This window comes from Streptomyces sp. N50 (assembly GCF_033335955.1).
Lineage (GTDB): Bacteria > Actinomycetota > Actinomycetes > Streptomycetales > Streptomycetaceae > Streptomyces.
The window spans coordinates 3861050-3879753 of the sequence record NZ_CP137549.1; the positions used below are offsets into that span (position 1 = coordinate 3861050).

Sequence of the window (18704 nt, forward strand, 5' to 3'; positions counted from 1 at the left end):
AATCCTGTGCGCGGACCGTGCCGCTATGGGTCCGCCATGAATCCCCGCAGATTGTTGACGATTTTGTTCGCCGCCGATTACGTTCGCAAGCGCAAGGCCAAGGAGCGGTCAGGAAGACGCGGTCGGGAAGACGAGAGGCAGCACGGTGAAGCACAGGGCAGTGAAGCGCAGGACGGTAGTCATGGGCATCGGCGCGACCGCGGGTGTCGCGGCGGCCGGCGGCATCGCGCTCAGCGCGAACGCGTCGAGCGACTCGAAGTCCTCCTCCTCGGACGCCCTGGTCTTCGACCCGGACGCCTACACGAAGCTGACGAAGTCGGTCACGGACACCGCCGGCACCGAGCACACGGTCGTCTACCACTTCTGGAAGGCGATCACGTACGTCGCCAAGCCGGTGGACGCCACCTATCAGTCGCTCATCGTCAGCGCCCCGGTGGAGATCGACGGCAAGGCGGTCGACGCGAGCAACGCCCCGATCCTGCTCGCCAACTCCGTCGGCGGCTACCTGCCCTCCTCCGTGTCGACGGCCACCGAGGTCGGCGGCGGCGGTTCCGCGATGGGCGGCGGCGCGGCCCCCAGCGGCGCGCCCACCGGCTCGACCAGCTCTTCGGCCGCCCCGAGCGCCTCGGCCTCGGCGAGCGCCCCCGGCGCCAACGGCAACACCAACGCCACCGGCGGCGCCACCTCCAGCAACCAGCTCCTCGCGCTGGCCGCCGGTTACGTCGTCATCGAGCCCGGCGCCCGCGGCCGTACCCTCAAGAACTCCAGCGGCGAGTACTACGGCACCGCGCCCGCCGCGATCGTCGACCTCAAGGCCGCGGTCCGCTACATCAAGTCGAACAAGGGCCGCATCCCCGGCAACGTGGAGCGCATCGTCTCCGCGGGCACCAGTGCGGGCGGCGCGCTGTCCTCCCTGCTCGGCGCGTCCGGTGACAGCCCGATCTACGACAAGTACCTCAAGGCGCTGGGCGCGGCCGACGCCTCCGACGCGATCTTCGCGACCGGCGCCTGGTGCCCGATCACCGACCTGGAGCACGCGGACGGCGCCTACGAGTGGAACTGGGGCGCCAACGACCTGAGCACCGGCAAGACGGTGGACCAGACGGTCTCCAAGGCGCTGCAGGCCCAGTTCGCCGAGTACCAGGCCGGCCTCAAGCTGCGCGGCCTCGGCGGCTTCGGTCCGCTGAACGCCCGCAACCTCGACGCGTACATGGTCAAGCAGTACCTGGAGCCCTCGGCGACCACGTACCTCGCCGCGCTCTCGGACTCCGCCCGCGCGACCTACCTGAAGGCCAACACCTTCATCACCTGGTCCGGCGGAAAGGCCACCTTCACCTGGGCCGACTTCCTCACCCACGTCGGCGCCCGCAAGAAGGACGCCCCCGCCTTCGACGCCTTCGACCTGTCGGCCGGCGAGAACAACGAGTTCGGCACGGGCACGACCCTGGCCCGCCACTTCACGGCGTACGGCGCGAAGAACGACTCGACCGGGCTCAGCAGCAAGCGGGTTCCGAGCGACGTCCCCGCCAAGCTCGACCTGATGAACCCGATGTACCACCTGGTCGAGAAGGTCAACCCGAACCGCTCCAAGCACTGGTGGATCCGCCTCGGCACCAAGGACTCGGACACCGCGCTGACGGTCGCCGCCAACCTCGCCGCCCGCCTCGACAACCTGGGAGACGACGTGAACCACATCTACTACTGGGACGAGGGCCACGGCGCCAACACCGACCCGGCCGACTTCATCACCTGGATCGCCCAGGTGACGGGCCACAAGGCCAAGCGCGGCAAGTAGCCCCCAAGGACGCGGTACCGGTTTCCCGTCATACATTCCGGTCACCGCCTCACGACGCCGAGCCCGACCGCGGACAGCGCGGGCTCGGCGTCGTGCCATGTCCGGACCCGCATCCGCCGCTCACAACCAGAGGCCCTACGTCACCCACCTCACCCACTCCTCCACACCCGTGATCGATCCGCAACCAATTCCGGGCTTGACCGAGACCCATCAACGTGGGACGTGATTACGCTCGCGCTCATGGCCGACTCCACAGCGTCCCCGACCCCCGCGGCGCAGAACCACGCAGACCGTCCCGTGTACGTCATCGGCGGCGGCCCCGGCGGTCTCGCCGCCGCGTACGCGCTGCGCGCGCAGGGCATCCGTGCCGTCGTACTGGAGCGGTCGGACCGGGTCGGAGCGTCCTGGCGCAGGCACTACGACCGCCTCCACCTGCACACCACCCGGCGGCTTTCGAGCCTGCCCGGGCTCACGATGCCGCGCCGGTTCGGCCGCTGGGTCTCGCGGGACGACGTGGTGCGCTATCTGGAGAAGTACGCCGAGGTCCACGAGCTGGAGATCGTCACCGGCGTCGAGGTCTCCCGCGTCGAACGCTCCGCCGACGGCACCGGCTGGCTCCTGCACGCCACCGGCGGCCGCGAACTCACCGGCCGCGCGGTCGTCGTCGCCACCGGCACCAACCACACCCCCGCATCCCCGACTGGCCCGGCCGCGACACCTACACCGGCGACCTCCTGCACGCCGCCGACTACCGCAACGCCCAGCCCTACACCGGCCAGGACGTCCTCGTCGTCGGCATCGGCAACACGGGCGCGGAGATCGCGGTCGACCTGGTGGAGAGCGGTGCGTCCCGCGTACGGCTCTCCGTCCGCACGGCCCCGCACATCGTCCGCCGGTCGACCGCGGGCTGGGCGGCCCAGTACACGGGCGTTCTCGTACGGCGGCTGCCGGTCGGCGTCGTCGACCGGCTCGCGGGGCCGATGGCCAAGCTCAGCGTGCCGGACCTGGCGGCGCAGGGGCTGCCGCGCCCCGACACCGGGCTGTACAGCCGGGTCAAGGAGGGCTCGATCCCGGTCCAGGACGTCGGGCTCATCGACGCCGTGCGCAAGGGGCGGGTCGAGATCGTGCCGGCCGTGGAGAGCTTCGAGGACGGCAAGGTGGTCCTCGCCGGCGGCGACCGCATCGGCCCGGACGCCGTGATCGCGGCCACGGGCTACGTCCGCTCCCTGGAGCAACTCGTCGGCCACCTCGGCGTGTTGGACACCCGCGGCAAGCCGGTCGCGCACGGCGCGCGCACCCCGAAGGACGCGCCCGGCCTGTACTTCACCGGCTTCACCAACCCCATCAGCGGCATGCTCCGCGAACTGGCCATCGACGCGGAGAAGATCGCGAAGGCGGTCGCCAAGGAGACCAGGAAGCTCTCGAAGAAGGCCTCGAAGGGGGTCCCGGCCGCGTCCTGACCCGGGGTCCGCCCGTCCCGCAGGAGGGCCACGACCCGGGGTCCGTCCGTTCTTTGCGTGCACGACAGTTCCTGACGCTGTGTCAGTTCAGTAATCTGACAGTGCGTCAGTTGATTATGCCGTCACACAGGAGCGGGGCGGACCGATGCTTGGATCAACCCACGGCACCCTCACCACCGACTCCCGCCGGGCCCGGGTCATCGCCTGCGGTGAGCAACCCGGCCCCGCCGTCCACGGCAGGCCCGCCGACGTCGACGATCTCGACGTCGGCGGGCGGCCGTTGTACGCGGGCGTACCCGACCTGGACCGTTTCTTCCGCCCCGAGTCGGTCGCCGTGATCGGCGCCTCGGACGCGGAGGGCCGTCCGAACACCGGCATCACCCGCCAACTCATGGCCTGGGCCACCCGAGTTGGGGCCCGCCTCCACCCGGTGCACCCCACCCGTACGACGGTCTTCGACGTCCCCTGCTTCCCCTCCGTCGCCGACCTCCCCGAACAGGTCGACCTGGCCGTGGTGCTGGTGGCCGACCCCCTCCCCGTGATCGAGCAACTCGCCGAGGCGAAGGTGAAGTTCGCGGTCGCCTTCGCGTCCGGCTTCGCGGAGACGGGCGAGGAGGGCGCGCTGGCACAGGCCCAACTCGCCGCCGCCGTAGGCAGGTCGGGCCTGCGCCTCCTCGGCCCGAACACCAACCTCAACGCCTTCGAGAACTTCCGTGAGGACCTCGAAGGCCCCGCGATCGCACTGATCACCCAGTCCGGCCACCAGGGCCGCCCGGTCTTCGCCCTCCAGGAACTCGGCATCCGCCTCTCCCACTGGGCCCCCACCGGCAACGAGGCCGACCTGGAGACCGCCGACTTCATCTCCTACTTCGCCGAACGCCCCGAGGTCGGCGCCATCGCCTGCTACGTCGAGGGCCTCAAGGACGGCCGCTCCTTCCTCCTCGCCGCCGACCGCGCCGCCCGCCGCAAGGTCCCGGTGGTCGCGGTGAAGGTCGGCCGCACCGAGACCGGCGCCCGCACGGCCGCCTCCCACACCGGCAAACTCACCGGCGCGGACACGGTGGTGGACGCCGCGATGCGCCAGTACGGCGTGATCCGCGTCGACGGCCTGGACGAACTCCAGGACACGGCCGCCCTGTTGGCGCGGGCGAAGCCTCCGGTGGCCGAGGGGGTCGTCGTCTACTCGATCTCCGGCGGCACGGGCGCCCACTTCGCCGACCTGGCGAGCGAGGCGGGACTGCCACTCCCGCAGTTGTCGGACGCGAAACAGTCCGAACTCCACGAGTGGATACCGCCGTACCTGAGCGTGGCGAACCCGGTCGACAACGGCGGTCACCCGGTGGGTGACTGGCGCGGCCGGAAGATCATCGACGCGATCCTGGACGACCCGGAGGTGGGGGTGCTGGTCTGCCCCGTCACGGGCCCGTTCCCCCCGCTGAGCGACAAGCTGGTGGAGGACCTGGTGGCCGCGGCGGAGGAGACCGACAAGCTGGTGTGCGTGGTGTGGGGCTCCCCGGTGGGCACCGAACCGGCTTACCGCGAAAGGTTGTTGGGCTCGTCCCGGGTGGCCACCTTCCGCACGGTCGGCAACTGCATCACGGCGCTGCGCGCCTACTTCTCCCACCACCGCTTCGTCCACGCCTACCGCTCCCCCTTCGACGAGGCCCCCCGCACCGTCTCCCCCTCCTTCCGCAAGGCCGAGGCTCTGATGCGCCCGGGGCAGCAGCTGAGCGAGCACGCGGCGAAGCAACTCCTGCGGGCGTACGGGATCCGGGTCCCCCGCGAGCAACTGGTGACCAGCGCGGCGGCGGCCGTACGGGCGGCGGGGCTGGTGGGCTACCCGGTGGTGATGAAGGCGTCCGGCGCGCAGATCGCGCACAAGACGGAACTGGGCCTGGTGAAGGTGGGCCTGACCTCGGCGAGCCAAGTCCGGGACGCCTACCGTGAGTTGACGGACATCGCGCGCTACGAGGACGTGACCCTGGACGGTGTCCTCGTCTGCCAGATGGTCGAGCGGGGCGTCGAGATGGTCGTAGGCGTCACGCAGGACGAACTGTTCGGCCCGACCGTGACGGTGGGGCTGGGCGGGGTACTGGTGGAGGTCCTGCGGGACGTGGCCGTACGGGTGCCGCCGTTCGGCGAGGAGGCGGCGCGGGGCATGCTGGGTGAGTTGCGCGGGCGGCCGTTGCTGGACGGGGTACGGGGACGTCCCCCGGCCGACCTGGACGCCCTGGTGGAGGTGATCCTCCGGGTGCAGCGGATGGCCCTCGAACTGGGCGATGTGCTCTCGGAGTTGGACATCAACCCGCTGATGGTGCTGCCCAGGGGGCAGGGCGCGGTGGCGTTGGACGCGTTGGCGGTGTGCCGATGAGTGACCCGACGGCTGAGGTCACGCACACGGTCGCGGGCGGTGTCGCGTACCTCACCCTCAACCGCCCCGAGGCTCTGAACGCGATCACCCCGGCCCAACGGGACCGCCTGATAACCCTGTTGGGAGAGGCATCGGCGGACCCCGCCGTACGGGCGGTGGTCCTGACCGGCACCGGCCGGGGCTTCTGCGCGGGCGCGGACCTGCGGGGCGGCGGGGCGCCTGGGGAACGGATCCCCGGTGACGTCGCCCGGGTGATCCGCCAGGGCGCGCAACGCCTGGTCGCCGCCGTCCTGGACTGCGAGAAACCGGTGATCGCTGCGGTGAACGGCACGGCGGCGGGGCTGGGCGCGCATCTCGCCCTCGCCTGCGATCTCGTCCTGGCCGCGGAATCGGCGCGGTTCATCGAGGTGTTCGTCCGCCGCGGCCTGGTCCCCGACGGCGGCGGCGCGTATCTCCTCCCGCGCCTGATCGGCCCGCAGCGCGCGAAGGAGCTGATGTTCTTCGGCGACGCGGTGAGCGCGGCGGACGCGGAACGCCTCGGCCTCGTCAACAGGGTCGTACCGGACGGGGAGTTGGAGAAGACGGCCCGGGAGTGGGCGGAGCGCCTCGCCACCGGGCCGACCCGCGCCCTCGCCCTCACCAAGCAACTCGTCAACGCGTCCCTGGACAGCGACCGTACGACCGCGTTCGCGGCGGAGGCGGCGGCACAGGAGATCAACATGACGACGGAGGACGCGCGGGAGGGCGTGGCGAGTTTCGTGGAGCGGCGGAGCCCCGAGTACCGGGGACGGTGACCCGGGGCGCCCGGAGCCGTCGTCAGTCCAACAGGCCGTCGTAGTCCGGGAGTTTGTACGTCGTGTCGGCGTAACCGCCCGACAGGTCGGTCGTGTTGTTGCCGATGTTGGCGATGATGTCGTAGCCGTTCGCCTCGATCGCCTTGCGCTGGGAGGTCTTGAAGTCGGCGATGGACTCCGTCAGGAGCTGGGCGACCGTGCGGGCGTAGAGGCCGTCGACCGTGTAACCGACCGACGTGAGGTTGGACTTGGTGACCGCGTTGAAGAGGTTGCTGCGGGCGCCGACGAAGAAGACGCTGATGCCCTTGGCGTGCGCGTCCTGGGCGAGGGCGAGGACCGGCGGGGTGGCCGGGACCGTGATGCCGCCCTCGAAGTAGGTCTCCAGCGAGGTGTTGTCGATGTCGAGCACGATCGCCTGCTTGGCACCGGAGGTGTTGGCGGCGGCACGGGAGTCGATGTAGGTCTGCGCGGGGCCGGTGACGGCGGCGACGTCGGTCAGCCACTGGGACTCGGTCACGGTCGAGTCGGCGGCCTGCGCGGGCAGGGCGGCGGCGAGCGTCAGGGCGAGGCCGGCGACGGCGGCCACGGCTCCGCCGCGTGCGGTGAGACGGTTCATCGTGTGGGTGCTCCTCAGGTCACGGCTGCCACCGGTGATGTGGCGGTGGCGGTCGTTGCGCAACACTGCTGGGGGTGGGCGTGCGGGAGGTGACCCGGGGAGGTCCACGGGGCGACGTAACACCCATGATCTGACCGGCAGTCTGTGAATTGGCCCAGCAAAGAGGCGATGCGGGCCGGTCCGCGAGACCGGACGCCGAGAGGCCCGCACCCCTTCCTATCTGATGAACCGTCAGCTTCAATGGGTGATGTGATGGGACACGCAGGGGCGGCCGCGGCCGCCGTCCGGTACCTCAGGTCGGCCGGAAGCGCTCCGGCCGCGCAGCCTGTCGAGGCGCTGCCGCGGCCGGAGCTTCGGTGTGTCACGGACGACGAGCGGGCACCGGTCGACCAGGGTCAATTCCGGCGCGTACTGGGCACGTTCGCGACCGGCGTGACCGTGATCACCGCCCCCGCGGCCACCGGTGAACCCGGCCCCGCCGGCTTCGCCTGCCAGTCCTTCTCCGCCCTCTCCCTCGACCCGCCCCTCGTCGTCTTCATGGTCGGCCGTACGTCGACGACCTGGCCGCGCATCGCCCGCGCCGGCGTCTTCTGCGTCAACGTACTCGCCGCCCACCAGGGCGAGTTGTGCCGCGGCTTCGCGGCGAGCGGCACGGACAAGTTCGCCGGCGTCCCCTACGACGCCTCCCCGGTCTCCGGCTCCCCCCGCCTCACCGACGCCGCCGCCTGGATCGACTGCACGATCCACGCCGTGCACACCGGGGGCGACCATCTGATCGTGGTGGGCCGGGTGGACGGGCTGGGCACCGACGAGGGTGCGGGAGCGCCCCTGTTGTTCCACCGGGGCCGCTTCCTCTGACCGTCGGCATCGGCATCGGCATCGGCACCGGCACCGGCACCGGCGTGCGTCAGTAGGACAGGACCTGTCCTACCCCGCCCCTATCGTCGCCCCCGAAACCCGGCAGCGACGAAGGGACCCCGACGATGCCCCACCACACCAACTCCGCCCCGGCGGGCTACACCACCATCGCCCCCTGGGTCATGACCGACGACACGGGAGCCTTTCTCGACTTCGTCGCCGCGGCGTTCGGCGGGAAGGAACTCGGGCGGGTGGTGACCGAGGGCGGGGCGATCGGGCACGGTGAGATCCGGGTCGGCGACACGGTCGTGCTGGCCTTCGACCGCGCCCCGGACTGGCCCGTCATGCCGAGCCTGCTCCGCGTGTTCGTGCCGGACGCGGACCAGGCGTTCGCCCGGGCCGTCGACGCCGGGAGCCGCGTGGTCACCCCCCTGGCGAACGACGCCTTCGGACAGCGCGGCGGCCGGATCAAGGACCCCTTCGGCACCATCTGGTGGGTGGTCGCCCACGTGGAGGACGTCCCCGAGGACGAGATGTGGGACCGGCTACGGCAACCCGCGTACGCCGAGGTCATGCGCGTCGCCCAGGAGACCTTCGACGCCGAACTCAGCGGCCGGGACCGCGGACGCAGCAGCGCGCCCGTGCGGACGACGAGCGGCTGACGGCCAGGGCAAGGCCGCCCCGCTCCTGAGTAACCCGCACGCCGATCTGAGCCCACGTACTCATGAAGGTCCGCCCCTCCTCCGACAGCCTTGCTCCCATACCGATTCGAGCATTCGAGCATTCGAGCTTCCGACCGGGGGACCCCAACCATGAGCAAGCGCACGCGCGTCGCCGTTCTCGCGTCCGTCCTGATATCCGCCGCCGGGCTGCTGTCCGCCTGCTCGTTCTCCACGGCCGACGCCATGTGCGGCGGGGGCGAGTACCCGGTGCTGGCCGTGGGCAGCACCGCGGGCGGCGCCTGCGTGAAGAACGGCGACAACCCGCCGAGCGGCTACGCCCGGTACCCGAAGGGGAAGGTGCCGAAGCACGTCGACGACAAGTGGGACACGTACTGGCAGACCCACACCGTGGACGCGAAGGGGAACATCACCTCCCCGCCGTAGCCGTCACGCCACCGCGACCGGGGCCGTCCCCGCGACCGGCCGCCGCCGGATCACCAGCGCCATCAGCGCCGCCACCGCGCACAACGCCCCCGCCACGTACCAGACCATGTCGTACGACCCGAACGCGTCCCGGGCGACCCCGCCCAGGAAGGCGACGAGCGCCGCGCCGATCTGGTGGGAGGCCAGCACCCAGCCGAAGACGATCGCGCTGTCCTCGCCGTACTGCTCGCGGCACAGGGCGAGGGTCGGGGGGACCGTGGCGACCCAGTCGAGGCCGTAGAAGACGATGAAGAAGAGCATGGGCGGGTGGACCGTGGGGGCGAGCAGCATGGGGAGGAAGAGGAGGGAGATGCCGCGCAGGGCGTAGTAGACGGCGAGCAGGCGGCGGGGTTCGAAGCGGTCGGTGAACCAGCCGGAGGCGATCGTGCCGACCACGTCGAAGACGCCGATCACCGCGAGCAGCGAGGCCGCCGCCGTGATGGGCATGCCGTGGTCGTGGGCGGCGGGCACGAAGTGGGTCTGGATCAGGCCGTTCGTGGAGGCACCGCAGATCGCGAAGGTCCCGGCCAGCAGCCAGAACGGGCCCGTGCGGACCGCCTTGAACAGCACCGACACCGTACGGCGGGCCGCACCCGTCACCGGTTCCGGCTTCGGCACGAACTCGCTCGCCCCGTACGGCTTCGCGCCCACGTCCGCCGGGTGGTCCCGCAGCAGCAGCCACACGAAGGGGACGACGGCCAGGGCCGCGAGGGACACGGTCACCGCCGCCGGGCGCCAACTGTGCTCCTCGACTATCCAGGACAGCAGCGGCAGGAAGATCAGCTGCCCCGACGCCGAGGCCGCCGTGAGGATGCCGGTGACCAGGCCCTTGCGCGCGGTGAACCAGCGATTGGTGACCGTCGCCGCGAACGCCAGCGCCATCGAACCGCTGCCCAACCCCACCAACAGCCCCCAGCACAGCAGCAGTTGCCACGGCGCCGTCATCCACACCGTCAGCCCGGACCCGAGCGCGATGACGGTCAGCGCGACCGCGACCACCCGCCGGATGCCGAAGCGGTCCATCAGCGCCGCCGCGAAGGGGGCCGTCAGCCCGTACAACGCGAGGTTGATCGAGGCCGCCGCCCCGATCGTCCCGCGCGACCACCCGAACTCCTGGTGCAGCGGATCGATCAGCAGCCCCGGCAGCGAACGGAACGCCGCCGCCCCGATGATCGTCACGAACGTGACGGCGGCGACGAACCAGGCGCGGTTGATCCGAGTACGGCTACGACGGCTACGGCCGCTGGGCGCGGGGCCGGGCTCCTCGGCGGTGCCGGGACCGGGCGTGGCATCGGTTGTCTGCGTCACGTCAATGAGCTTCCGGCATCCCACCCCTCCCGAGCCACTGGCCCGAAGGACAGCATTCGCTAGAATCGGGCCATGAGCCGAGAGCCCAAGCCGGCGCCCAAGCCGGCGCCCAAGCCGGAGTTCCGCCCGCACCGCGTCGTCGTCCTCGCCCTCGACGGCCTCCTCCCCTTCGAGTTGGGCATCCCGCACCGCATCTTCGGCCGCCCCCGGGACACCGAGGGACGGCTGCTGTACGAGGTCGTCACCTGCTCGGTCCGCCCGCCCGGCCCGGTCGACACCGACGCCGACTTCGCCATCCACGTCCCGAACGGCCCGGAGGCCCTCGCCACCGCCGACACCGTGATCGTCCCGGCGTCGTACGAACTCGGCCCGGTCTTCGAGGAGGGCGTCCTCACCCCCGAACTCACCGCCGCCCTCGCCCACATCCGCCCCGGCACCCGCCTCGCCTCCATCTGCACCGGTGTCTACGTCCTCGCCGCCGCCGGTCTCCTCGACGGCCGCCCCGCCACCACGCACTGGGCCGACGCCGAACGCTTCCAGGAACTGTTCCCCCAGATCGAGGTCGACGCGGACGTCCTCTTCATCGACGACGGCGACGTCCTCACCTCCGCCGGTGTCGCCGCCGGTATCGACCTGTGCCTGCACATGGTCCGCCGCGACCACGGCACCGCCGTCGCCAACGACGTCGCCCGCCGCACGGTCGTACCGCCCCACCGCGACGGCGGCCAGGCCCAGTACATCCACCGCCCGGTCCCGGACCCGCAGGTGGCGACCACGACCGCCGCCCGCACCTGGGCCCTGGCCCGCCTCCACGAACCCCTCCAACTCCGGGACATGGCCGAGCAGGAGGCGATGTCCGTCCGCACCTTCACCCGCCGCTTCCGCGAGGAGGTCGGCATCAGCCCCGGCCAGTGGCTCACCCAGCAACGCGTCGAACGAGCCCGCCACCTCCTCGAATCCACCGACCTCTCCATGGACCAGGTCGCCACGGACGCCGGCTTCGGCACGGCCCAGTCGATGCGCCAGCACCTCCAGACGGCCCTCGGAGTCACCCCGACCGGCTACCGCCGCACCTTCCGGACGGGAGGAGCAACGGCGGCAACAGGGGCCAACGGCGGCTCCGAACCCGACCGCGCCACCGCCGACTCCGATCACCACGGCCCGGTCGGCGCCCTCAACTGACCCGGCGCAACAAGCCCACTTGGCTCACTTGACCGACTTGGCACCCCAGCTCACTCGGCACCCTCAACCGACCCGGCACCACAGCCCACTCGGCACCCTCAACCGACCCAGCACCACAGCCCACTTAGCACCCTCAACCGACCCAGCACCACAGCCCACTTAGCACCCTCAACCGACCCAGCACCACAGCCCACTTAGCACCCTCAACCGACCCAGCACCACAGCCCACTTGGCTCACTTGGCTGACTTGGCACCCTCTGCAACCACTCCAGCTCCAACATCCCCTCGTTCTACGGCGCCCCCACCACTCACCTCGCCGCTCCCCTCCGCACCCTCGTCCCGTCTCGCCCGCCGCGCCTCTCCCCACCACCCCACGCCGGTCATCGCCACGGTCAGGCACACCCCCGCCAAAATCGCCGTAGAAGGCGCCGCCACCCTCAACAACGCACCGGCCAACGACCCCGTCGCCGCATACCCCGCCCCCGCCGCCGCGTACATGACCGAATACCCCGCAGCCAACGCACGCGGCGGCAACACCTCCCGCAGGGACAGGTTCCGGGTGAGCATCGCCCCCGACTGGAGCGTGCCGCCCAGGACCAGCGCGACCGCGATCCCCGCCATGGCCGGTATCAGCGCGGCCAGCGCCACACACACCGAGGTGCCGAGCATCAGCACCAGGCTCCGGGTGCGCAACAACCCCGGCCAGCCGCGCAAGCCGTAGACGAACGCACCCAACCCACCCCCCACCGCCATCCCGGTCAGCAGCGGCCCCGACCAGCCGACCCCGATGCCACGCTGTTCGAGCAACGCCGGAAGGACGAGCTCCGACAGCCCGAGCAGGGCAAGGCTGGCCGCGCCCACGACATACACCGGCCAGGCCCCGACCAGCACCCGGAGCAGCGGAGGACCGTCCCCGACCGCACCGCCCGTGTCGCCCCCGCCCCACCGGGCCGGCAGCAACCACAGTCCCCCGACCGACCACGCCATCAACCCGGCCGCGAGCAACAGCGGAACCCTCGGCGCAACACCAAGTGCCAGCCCGGCCACCGCCGCCGGAGACACCGCCCACACCCCCGCCGTGAGTATCGACTCGACGGACAAGGCCTGCGCCACGGACCGCGCGGGCACCAACTCGCCCAGCAGCGTGCGCAGTCCACCGGTCGCGGCGGCCGGCGCACCCCCGGCGACGAACGCGAACCCGGCGAGCACGGCAGGATGCGCCCCCGGAAACACCCCGAGCCCCAGAAACCCCATCGTCCCGACCGCGAGCCCGACAGCCAGCTGTACCCGAGCCCGCTCCGGCCGCAACCGCATCCCGAGCACCGGCGCCCCGCCGATCTCCCCCAGGACATAGGCCGCCGCGAGTATCGCGCCCAGCGAGTAACCCCCAGGCCGCTCGCGCACCAGGAAGACCAGGGCCAGCGGCGCCATGGCCACCGGCATCCGGGCGCCTATGGCGGTGCAGGCCCAGGTCAGGACCTGGCGGGAGACCACATCGCGGTAAGTCATGCCAAAACGCTAAGGCCCGGGACCGACAACGCCCCAGGAATTTCCCCGGCCTGTGGATAACTCCAGCCACCCACTGAGCCCATCCGCTCAACAGGGACCGTCAGAACGTCAGAACCCCACGCGCCACCCGCCCCGCCTCCGCGTCCCCCGCCGCCTTCTCGAAGTCCTCGACGGGATACGTCTCGGTCACCAACTCATCGAGCAGCAACCGCCCTTCGCGATACAGCTGGGCGTACAGGGCGATGTCCCGCTGCGGCCGCGAGGACCCGTACCGGCACCCGAGAATCGACTTGTCCAAATACATGGACGAGACGAGGAAGGACGCCTCGGCGGCAGCCGGCGGCACCCCGAGCAACACCGCCTGCCCATGCCGATCCAGCAGATCCACGGCCTGCCGTATCAACTCCACCCGCCCCACGCACTCGAACGCGTGGTCGGCCCCGTCGGGCAGAATCTCCCGCACACCTTCCGCCGACGTCAGGAAGTGCGTGGCCCCGAACTCCCGAGCCACAGCCTCCTTCCCGGGATTCGCGTCCACCGCGACGATCGTCAACGCCCCCGCGATCCGCGCCCCTTGAAGAACATTGAGCCCGATCCCACCCGTCCCGATGACGACAACGCTCTCCCCGAGCCCAACCCGCGCCCGATTGAGAACAGCACCGACCCCGGTCAGCACCCCGCACCCGATGAGCGCGGCGGACGGCATCGGAATGTCCTCCGGTATCCGCACGGCCTGCACGGCTTTCACCACGGTCCGCTCGGCGAAGGCGGAGTTGGAGGCGAACTGGTAGACAGGCTTCCCGCCCCGCGTGAACGGCTTCCCCGGCCGCCCGATAGCCTGCCGGCACATGGTCGGCCGCCCTCGGTCGCACTCGGCGCAGGTCCCGCAGTTGGCGAGCGTGGACAGAGCGACATGATCCCCGGGCGCGACATGGGTGACGCCCACACCCACGGCCTCCACCACCCCCGCCCCTTCATGCCCCAACACCACAGGAACGGGAAAAGGGATAGTCCCGTCCACCACAGACAGATCGCTGTGGCACAACCCGGCCGCCGAGATCGCGACCAGCACTTCCCCGGGCCCCGGCTCCCGTACCTCCAGATCGTCCACGACCTGGATCTGCTTGCCGTCGAAGACCACACCGCGCATCAGACGACCCCCTTGGGTTCCCTGGGCAGACCGAGCACCCGCTCGGCGATGATCGTGCGCTGAACCTGGTCCGAGCCGCCGTAGATCGTGTCGGCCCGCGAAAAGAGGAACTGGTTCTGGAACAGGTCGAGTTCGTACGACAGTGACGGCGTCCAGTCCACCGGCCCCACCGCCGCCGCGGCCCCCCGCACCTGCATCGCCAACTCCCCGAGCCGCTGATGCCACCCGCCCCACAACAGCTTGGCCACACTGGGCGCCCCGGCGTCCCCGGCCCGCCCGAGGGTCCGCAGCGCGTTCCACCGCATGGCCTTCAACTCGGCCCACTGCCGCACGAGTCGATCACGCAGGACGGGATCGCCAACGGCCCCCGAGGCAACGGCGACTTCGACAACCCGCCCCAACTCCCGCGCGAACCCGATCTGTTGGGCCAGGGTCGACACCCCCCGCTCGAACCCGAGCAGGCTCATGGCAACGGCCCACCCCTCGCCCTCCCCACCCACAACATGCTCGGCACGCGCACGTGCCCCATCGAAGAACACCTCGTTGAACTCACTCGTCCCGGTCAACTGCCGTATGGGCCGCACCTCGACACACCCCGGCTGATCCATGGGCACGAGCAGAAAACTCAACCCCCGATGCCGCCGAGACCCCACCTCGGTCCGAGCCAGCACAAAACACCAGTCGGCCTCATGGGCGAGCGAGGTCCAGATCTTCTGCCCGGTGACCCGATACGACCCGTCGCCGCCGTCCCGCACGGCAACAGTTCGCACCCCTGCGAGATCCGACCCGGCCCCCGGTTCGCTGTACCCCTGACACCACAGCTCGTCCCCCGCAGCGATGGCCGGCAGGAAACGGGATTTCTGCTCCTCGCTTCCATGCGCGATGAGGGTAGGGGCAAGAAGGTTCTCCCCAATATGCCCGGACCGCGGCGGCGCGTCCGACCGCGCATACTCCTCGGCCCAGGCGACCTGTTGAGTGAGGGTGGCACTGCGATTCCCGTACCCGGACTCCGGCCAACCCAGCCCGATCCACCCACTCTTACCAAGCGTCCGTTCCCACACACGCCGATCCTGATCCGAATCAACATGCTCAGAGAGCCACGCCCGAACCTCCACCCGAAAGTCTTCATCTGCGTCAGCGAATCCAAATTCCACAGCGGGTCCCCTTCCAGCACAGGCCGGCTCAACTAACCCAGGGGCGCGGGGAACTGCGCGACCAGCCCCCCCACGCACCCGCACACGCCACACATCACAAACCCCCACCCCCCCTAGGCGTTAGGGCCGCTCCCCACCCCGCGCAGCCCGCTCCATCTCCTGCAACCGCCCAAGTATCGGCATCGGATCCACCCCGACAGACCCCGGCAGAAACTCCGCGATCTTCTCCGCCGTCCACCCCCCGACCGCATACGCCGCCCGCAACTCCCGAGGCTGCGCCCACACCGCGATCTTCTCCCCGGCAACGGTATAAACCTGCCCGGTGATCCCAGCCTCCCGAGCCCGCTCGGACAACAGATAAACAACCAGCGCCGCCACATCCTCCGGCGACCCGATCTCCGCCAACTCCATAGGAACGTTCGCGGACATCCGCGTACGAGCAACAGGCGCAACCGCGTTGGCGGTAACCCCATATTTGTTCAACCCAAGAGCGGCACTCCGCACCAACGAGATGATCCCACCCTTGGCCGCACTGTAATTGGCCTGCGAAACCGACCCTTGATGATTCCCACTGGTGAACCCGATCAACGTCCCCGCCCGCTGCTTCCGCATAACAGCGGAAGCAGCCCGAAACACAGTGAACGTCCCCTTCAGATGAGTGGCGAGAACGGGATCCCACTCCTCCTCGGACATATTGAAAAGCATCCGCTCCCGAAGAATCCCCGCAACACAAACAACCCCATCGATCCGCCCGAACGAAGACACCGCGACATCGACAACCCGCTGCCCCCCAGCCATCGTCGAGATGTCATCGGCAACAGCGACAGCCTCCCCACCCGCAGCCAAGATCTCCTTGACGACCCCCTCCGCGATCTCACTCGTAGGCGACCCCCCGTCCATCGAGACCCCGTAGTCGTTGACGACAACCCGCGCCCCCTCCCCCGCAGCGGCAAGCGCGACCGCCCGCCCGATACCCCGCCCCGCCCCCGTGACAGCGATGACCTTGCCAGCCAAGAAGTTCCCCATGTCCGGCCCCTCCCACGGTTTCTGACGGTCCGTTAGATTCGACTCAGATTCTACGACCCGTCAGATACCTGAGGACAAGCCCCGGGGAGGCCCCGATGTCACCGCAGACGTCACCGCCGTCACTTGGTCCCGAGTTCCACGACATCGCCAAGCGCGTGAACAACTGGGGCCGTTGGGGCTCGGACGACGAGATCGGCACGCTGAACCTGATCACCGACGACGTGGTCCGAGCGGCCGCCGCCGAGATCCGCACCGGCCGCCGCGTCCCCCTCGCGCTCCCCCTCCAGCAGGACGGCGTCCAGACGGGGATGATCCCGGGCCGGATCAACCCCCTGCACGCGATGGTGCAGATCAACCAGGAACTCTTCGGCCCGGGAACGGTCGCGTGCAGCGACGACGCCGTGACCATGGGACTACAGGCCGGCACCCACTGGGACGCGCTCACCCACGTCTCGCACTCCGGCAAGCTCTACAACGGCCGTCCGGCCGGCACCGTGACCCCGCACGGCGGCGCCGAGTTCAGCGGGATCGACAAGGCCCGGCACATCGTCTCGCGCGGGATCCTGCTCGACGTGGCACGCGCGCGGGGCGTCGATCGCCTCGAAGGAGGTCACGCGGTCACCCCCGAAGACCTGGAAGCCGCCGAGGAGTTCGCCGGTACGCGGGTCCGCGCGGGCGACATCGTGCTCGTACGGACCGGGCAGGTGCAGGTGTATCTGGCGGGCGACAAGCACGGGTACGGCTATCCGTCACCCGGGCTGTCGGTCCGTACGCCGGAGTGGTTCCACGCCCGGGATGTCGCGGCGGTCGCCAACGACACCCTGACCTTTGAGATATTTCCGCCGGAGATAGACGACTTGTGGCTGCCGGTGCACGCGCTCGATCTGGTCGAGATGGGCATGCCGCAGGGCCAGAACTGGAATCTCGAAGAGTTGTCCACAGCCTGTGGACAAGAGAACCGGTACGCGTTCTTCCTCTCGGCGATGCCCGAACCTTTCGTGGGCGCGACGGGAACCCCGGTGGCCCCGATCGCCATCCTCTAGGACAGTCCGGTTTTGACGAGGGCCGGACTTACGGTCGGATGGCGGCGCGCTGCTGCCCGCCCCGAGCACGGCACCGCGTGCCGCCATCCGACTCCGGCGCCCCGTCCTGACCCCCGGCCCCGAGGGAGCCCACGCCGAACACGACCCACACTCGCCGAGGGCTCCCGTCACCGAAGCCCTCGCCGTCCCCTCGCGGCGAATCGCTGCCCACAAGCGTGACCACATGGTCACGTCGCGTCAACGCCCATCCGGGGATTTGCGGCGTAAGCCCCTTTTATCGCAGGGCGCGCACGGAAGCACAGCCCGGCGCATCTCCGCCCGGCACTTGCAGGCAGCACCTACAACACGGCCCTACACGGCCTCGTACGCGAAGCCCTCGAACTCGAAGCCCTCGTACGCCGCGGCACCGCCCGCGCACGCGATCTCCCGGGGTTCGCTGTCCCGGTCGATCTCGCACCAGATGCGCTTGCCGGTGCCCTCGGCGCTCCAGCCCCAGCGGTCGGCGAGGCCGTCCACCAGGGCCAGGCCGCGGCCGCCGGTCTCGTCGCCGTCCGCGCAGCGCGGCACGGGCGCCTTGCAGCTGGTGTCGGCGACCTCCAGCCGTACGGTCGCCGACTCGGTCACCACGTCCGGCAGGGAGAGCCGCAGCACGGCCGGACAGCCGGTGTGCACCACGGCGTTGGTGACCAGCTCGGAGACGAGCAGGATCAGCGTCTCCGCGAGCGGTTCGTCGGCCTCTATCCCGGACCCCGCGAGCCGCGAACGCGCCCACCGCCGGGCTCGCCCCACCTCAGCGGGGTCGGGCCGGATCTCCAGCTGCACTTGAAGCACCTGCACCGCTCACACCATCCGAACCGGCGGACACTTAGCCTCGCGCCTCACGAGGGCCACGATCGTAGCCATTTCCTGCATGACCAGAACAACGGCCAGAACAAGGGTCACGGAACGTGAATCCCTTGCGAGACAGCATGGTTGACGTTCAGTCACCCCAACAAGCGCTTCGGGCATATTCCAGCGCGAAGGAGTACGAGTGCGGGATACTGTGCGACGCTCGCCGCGGGCAGTCGAACAGGCCGGGGTGAAAGCCTGTTCTGCCGTGCGAGCGGGGGTGCGCATCGCCCGATCCGGAGCCGCCTCACAGGCAACACCGGCATGGCTCGTACCTTGAACCACTCGCATCCCACACAAGGTACCGGAGCCCGCAGACGACTCCAGGCCGTGACAAGTCACGCGTAGGACACAACCCGATATCAACGCTCCGTGATTCCGATATGCCACGATCCGCGACACCGT

At 70.2% G+C, this 18704-nt stretch carries 15 protein-coding genes and 1 pseudogene; 9 read left to right on the plus strand and 7 right to left on the minus strand.

What is annotated here, in order from left to right; all coding sequences use genetic code 11:
* The first annotated feature begins 181 nt into the window (after positions 1 to 181).
* From R2B38_RS16830 to R2B38_RS16845, 4 genes and pseudogenes are all read left to right on the plus strand, one after another.
* Complete coding sequence (locus R2B38_RS16830) at positions 182 to 1795, plus strand: subtype B tannase (RefSeq protein ID WP_318016966.1); 1614 nt, start codon at positions 182 to 184, stop codon at positions 1793 to 1795.
* Positions 1796 to 2035: 240 nt separating this feature from the next.
* Positions 2036 to 3255 (plus strand): annotated as a pseudogene (locus R2B38_RS16835) (flavin-containing monooxygenase).
* A gap of 145 nt (positions 3256 to 3400) precedes the next feature.
* Positions 3401 to 5626, plus strand: coding sequence for an acetate--CoA ligase family protein (locus R2B38_RS16840; protein ID WP_318016967.1), 2226 nt, complete (start codon positions 3401 to 3403; stop codon positions 5624 to 5626).
* Positions 5623 to 6420, plus strand: a complete 798-nt coding sequence (locus R2B38_RS16845) for an enoyl-CoA hydratase/isomerase family protein (protein ID WP_318016968.1) — start codon at positions 5623 to 5625, stop codon at positions 6418 to 6420. The genes R2B38_RS16840 and R2B38_RS16845 overlap by 4 nt, the downstream gene beginning before the upstream one ends.
* A 22-nt stretch (positions 6421 to 6442) precedes the next feature.
* Here R2B38_RS16845 and R2B38_RS16850 read toward each other — a convergent pair whose 3' ends face one another.
* Entirely contained in the window at positions 6443 to 7036 is a 594-nt protein-coding gene (locus R2B38_RS16850) for an HAD family acid phosphatase (RefSeq protein ID WP_318016969.1), read from the minus strand.
* A 252-nt stretch (positions 7037 to 7288) separates the two neighbouring features.
* Here R2B38_RS16850 and R2B38_RS16855 point away from each other — a divergent pair, with 252 nt between their 5' ends.
* The 3 genes from R2B38_RS16855 to R2B38_RS16865 all read left to right on the plus strand — a co-directional run bounded on the left by R2B38_RS16855 (position 7289) and on the right by R2B38_RS16865 (position 9000).
* Positions 7289 to 7894: a flavin reductase family protein gene (locus tag R2B38_RS16855; RefSeq protein ID WP_318016970.1), complete on the plus strand. Its 606-nt coding sequence runs from the start codon at positions 7289 to 7291 to the stop codon at positions 7892 to 7894.
* A gap of 125 nt (positions 7895 to 8019) precedes the next feature.
* A complete protein-coding gene (locus R2B38_RS16860; protein WP_318016971.1) occupies positions 8020 to 8556 on the plus strand; it encodes a VOC family protein in 537 nt (178 codons plus the stop codon).
* Between the two features lie 150 nt (positions 8557 to 8706).
* Positions 8707 to 9000 (plus strand): SCO0607 family lipoprotein, encoded by a 294-nt coding sequence (locus R2B38_RS16865; RefSeq protein ID WP_318016972.1) that lies wholly within the window; start codon positions 8707 to 8709, stop codon positions 8998 to 9000.
* Positions 9001 to 9003: 3 nt separating this feature from the next.
* Here the strand turns inward: R2B38_RS16865 and R2B38_RS16870 are convergent, their stop codons facing one another.
* A complete protein-coding gene (locus tag R2B38_RS16870) occupies positions 9004 to 10347 on the minus strand; it encodes an MFS transporter (protein WP_411978463.1) in 1344 nt (447 codons plus the stop codon).
* A gap of 72 nt (positions 10348 to 10419) precedes the next feature.
* Here R2B38_RS16870 and R2B38_RS16875 point away from each other — a divergent pair, with 72 nt between their 5' ends.
* Positions 10420 to 11529: a GlxA family transcriptional regulator gene (locus R2B38_RS16875; protein WP_318016973.1), complete on the plus strand. Its 1110-nt coding sequence runs from the start codon at positions 10420 to 10422 to the stop codon at positions 11527 to 11529.
* A 234-nt stretch (positions 11530 to 11763) separates the two neighbouring features.
* On the opposite strand, the gene R2B38_RS16880 is transcribed toward R2B38_RS16875, so the two are convergent.
* From R2B38_RS16880 to R2B38_RS16895, 4 genes are all read right to left on the minus strand, one after another.
* Positions 11764 to 13038 carry an MFS transporter gene (locus R2B38_RS16880; RefSeq protein ID WP_318016974.1) on the minus strand — a complete coding sequence of 425 codons (1275 nt, stop codon included), beginning with the start codon at positions 13036 to 13038 and terminating at the stop codon, positions 11764 to 11766.
* A 100-nt stretch (positions 13039 to 13138) separates the two neighbouring features.
* A complete protein-coding gene (locus R2B38_RS16885) occupies positions 13139 to 14188 on the minus strand; it encodes an alcohol dehydrogenase catalytic domain-containing protein (RefSeq protein ID WP_318016975.1) in 1050 nt (349 codons plus the stop codon).
* Positions 14188 to 15342 carry an acyl-CoA dehydrogenase family protein gene (locus R2B38_RS16890; protein ID WP_318016976.1) on the minus strand — a complete coding sequence of 385 codons (1155 nt, stop codon included), beginning with the start codon at positions 15340 to 15342 and terminating at the stop codon, positions 14188 to 14190. The genes R2B38_RS16885 and R2B38_RS16890 overlap by 1 nt, the downstream gene beginning before the upstream one ends.
* 120 nt (positions 15343 to 15462) lie before the next feature.
* Positions 15463 to 16368 (minus strand): SDR family oxidoreductase, encoded by a 906-nt coding sequence (locus tag R2B38_RS16895; protein WP_318016977.1) that lies wholly within the window; start codon positions 16366 to 16368, stop codon positions 15463 to 15465.
* Between the two features lie 95 nt (positions 16369 to 16463).
* Between R2B38_RS16895 and R2B38_RS16900 the strand changes: the two genes are divergently transcribed.
* Complete coding sequence (locus R2B38_RS16900; protein ID WP_318016978.1) at positions 16464 to 17411, plus strand: cyclase family protein; 948 nt, start codon at positions 16464 to 16466, stop codon at positions 17409 to 17411.
* Positions 17412 to 17762: 351 nt separating this feature from the next.
* Here the strand turns inward: R2B38_RS16900 and R2B38_RS16905 are convergent, their stop codons facing one another.
* Positions 17763 to 18233, minus strand: a complete 471-nt coding sequence (locus tag R2B38_RS16905; protein ID WP_318021709.1) for an ATP-binding protein — start codon at positions 18231 to 18233, stop codon at positions 17763 to 17765.
* Positions 18234 to 18704 lie beyond the last annotated feature (471 nt).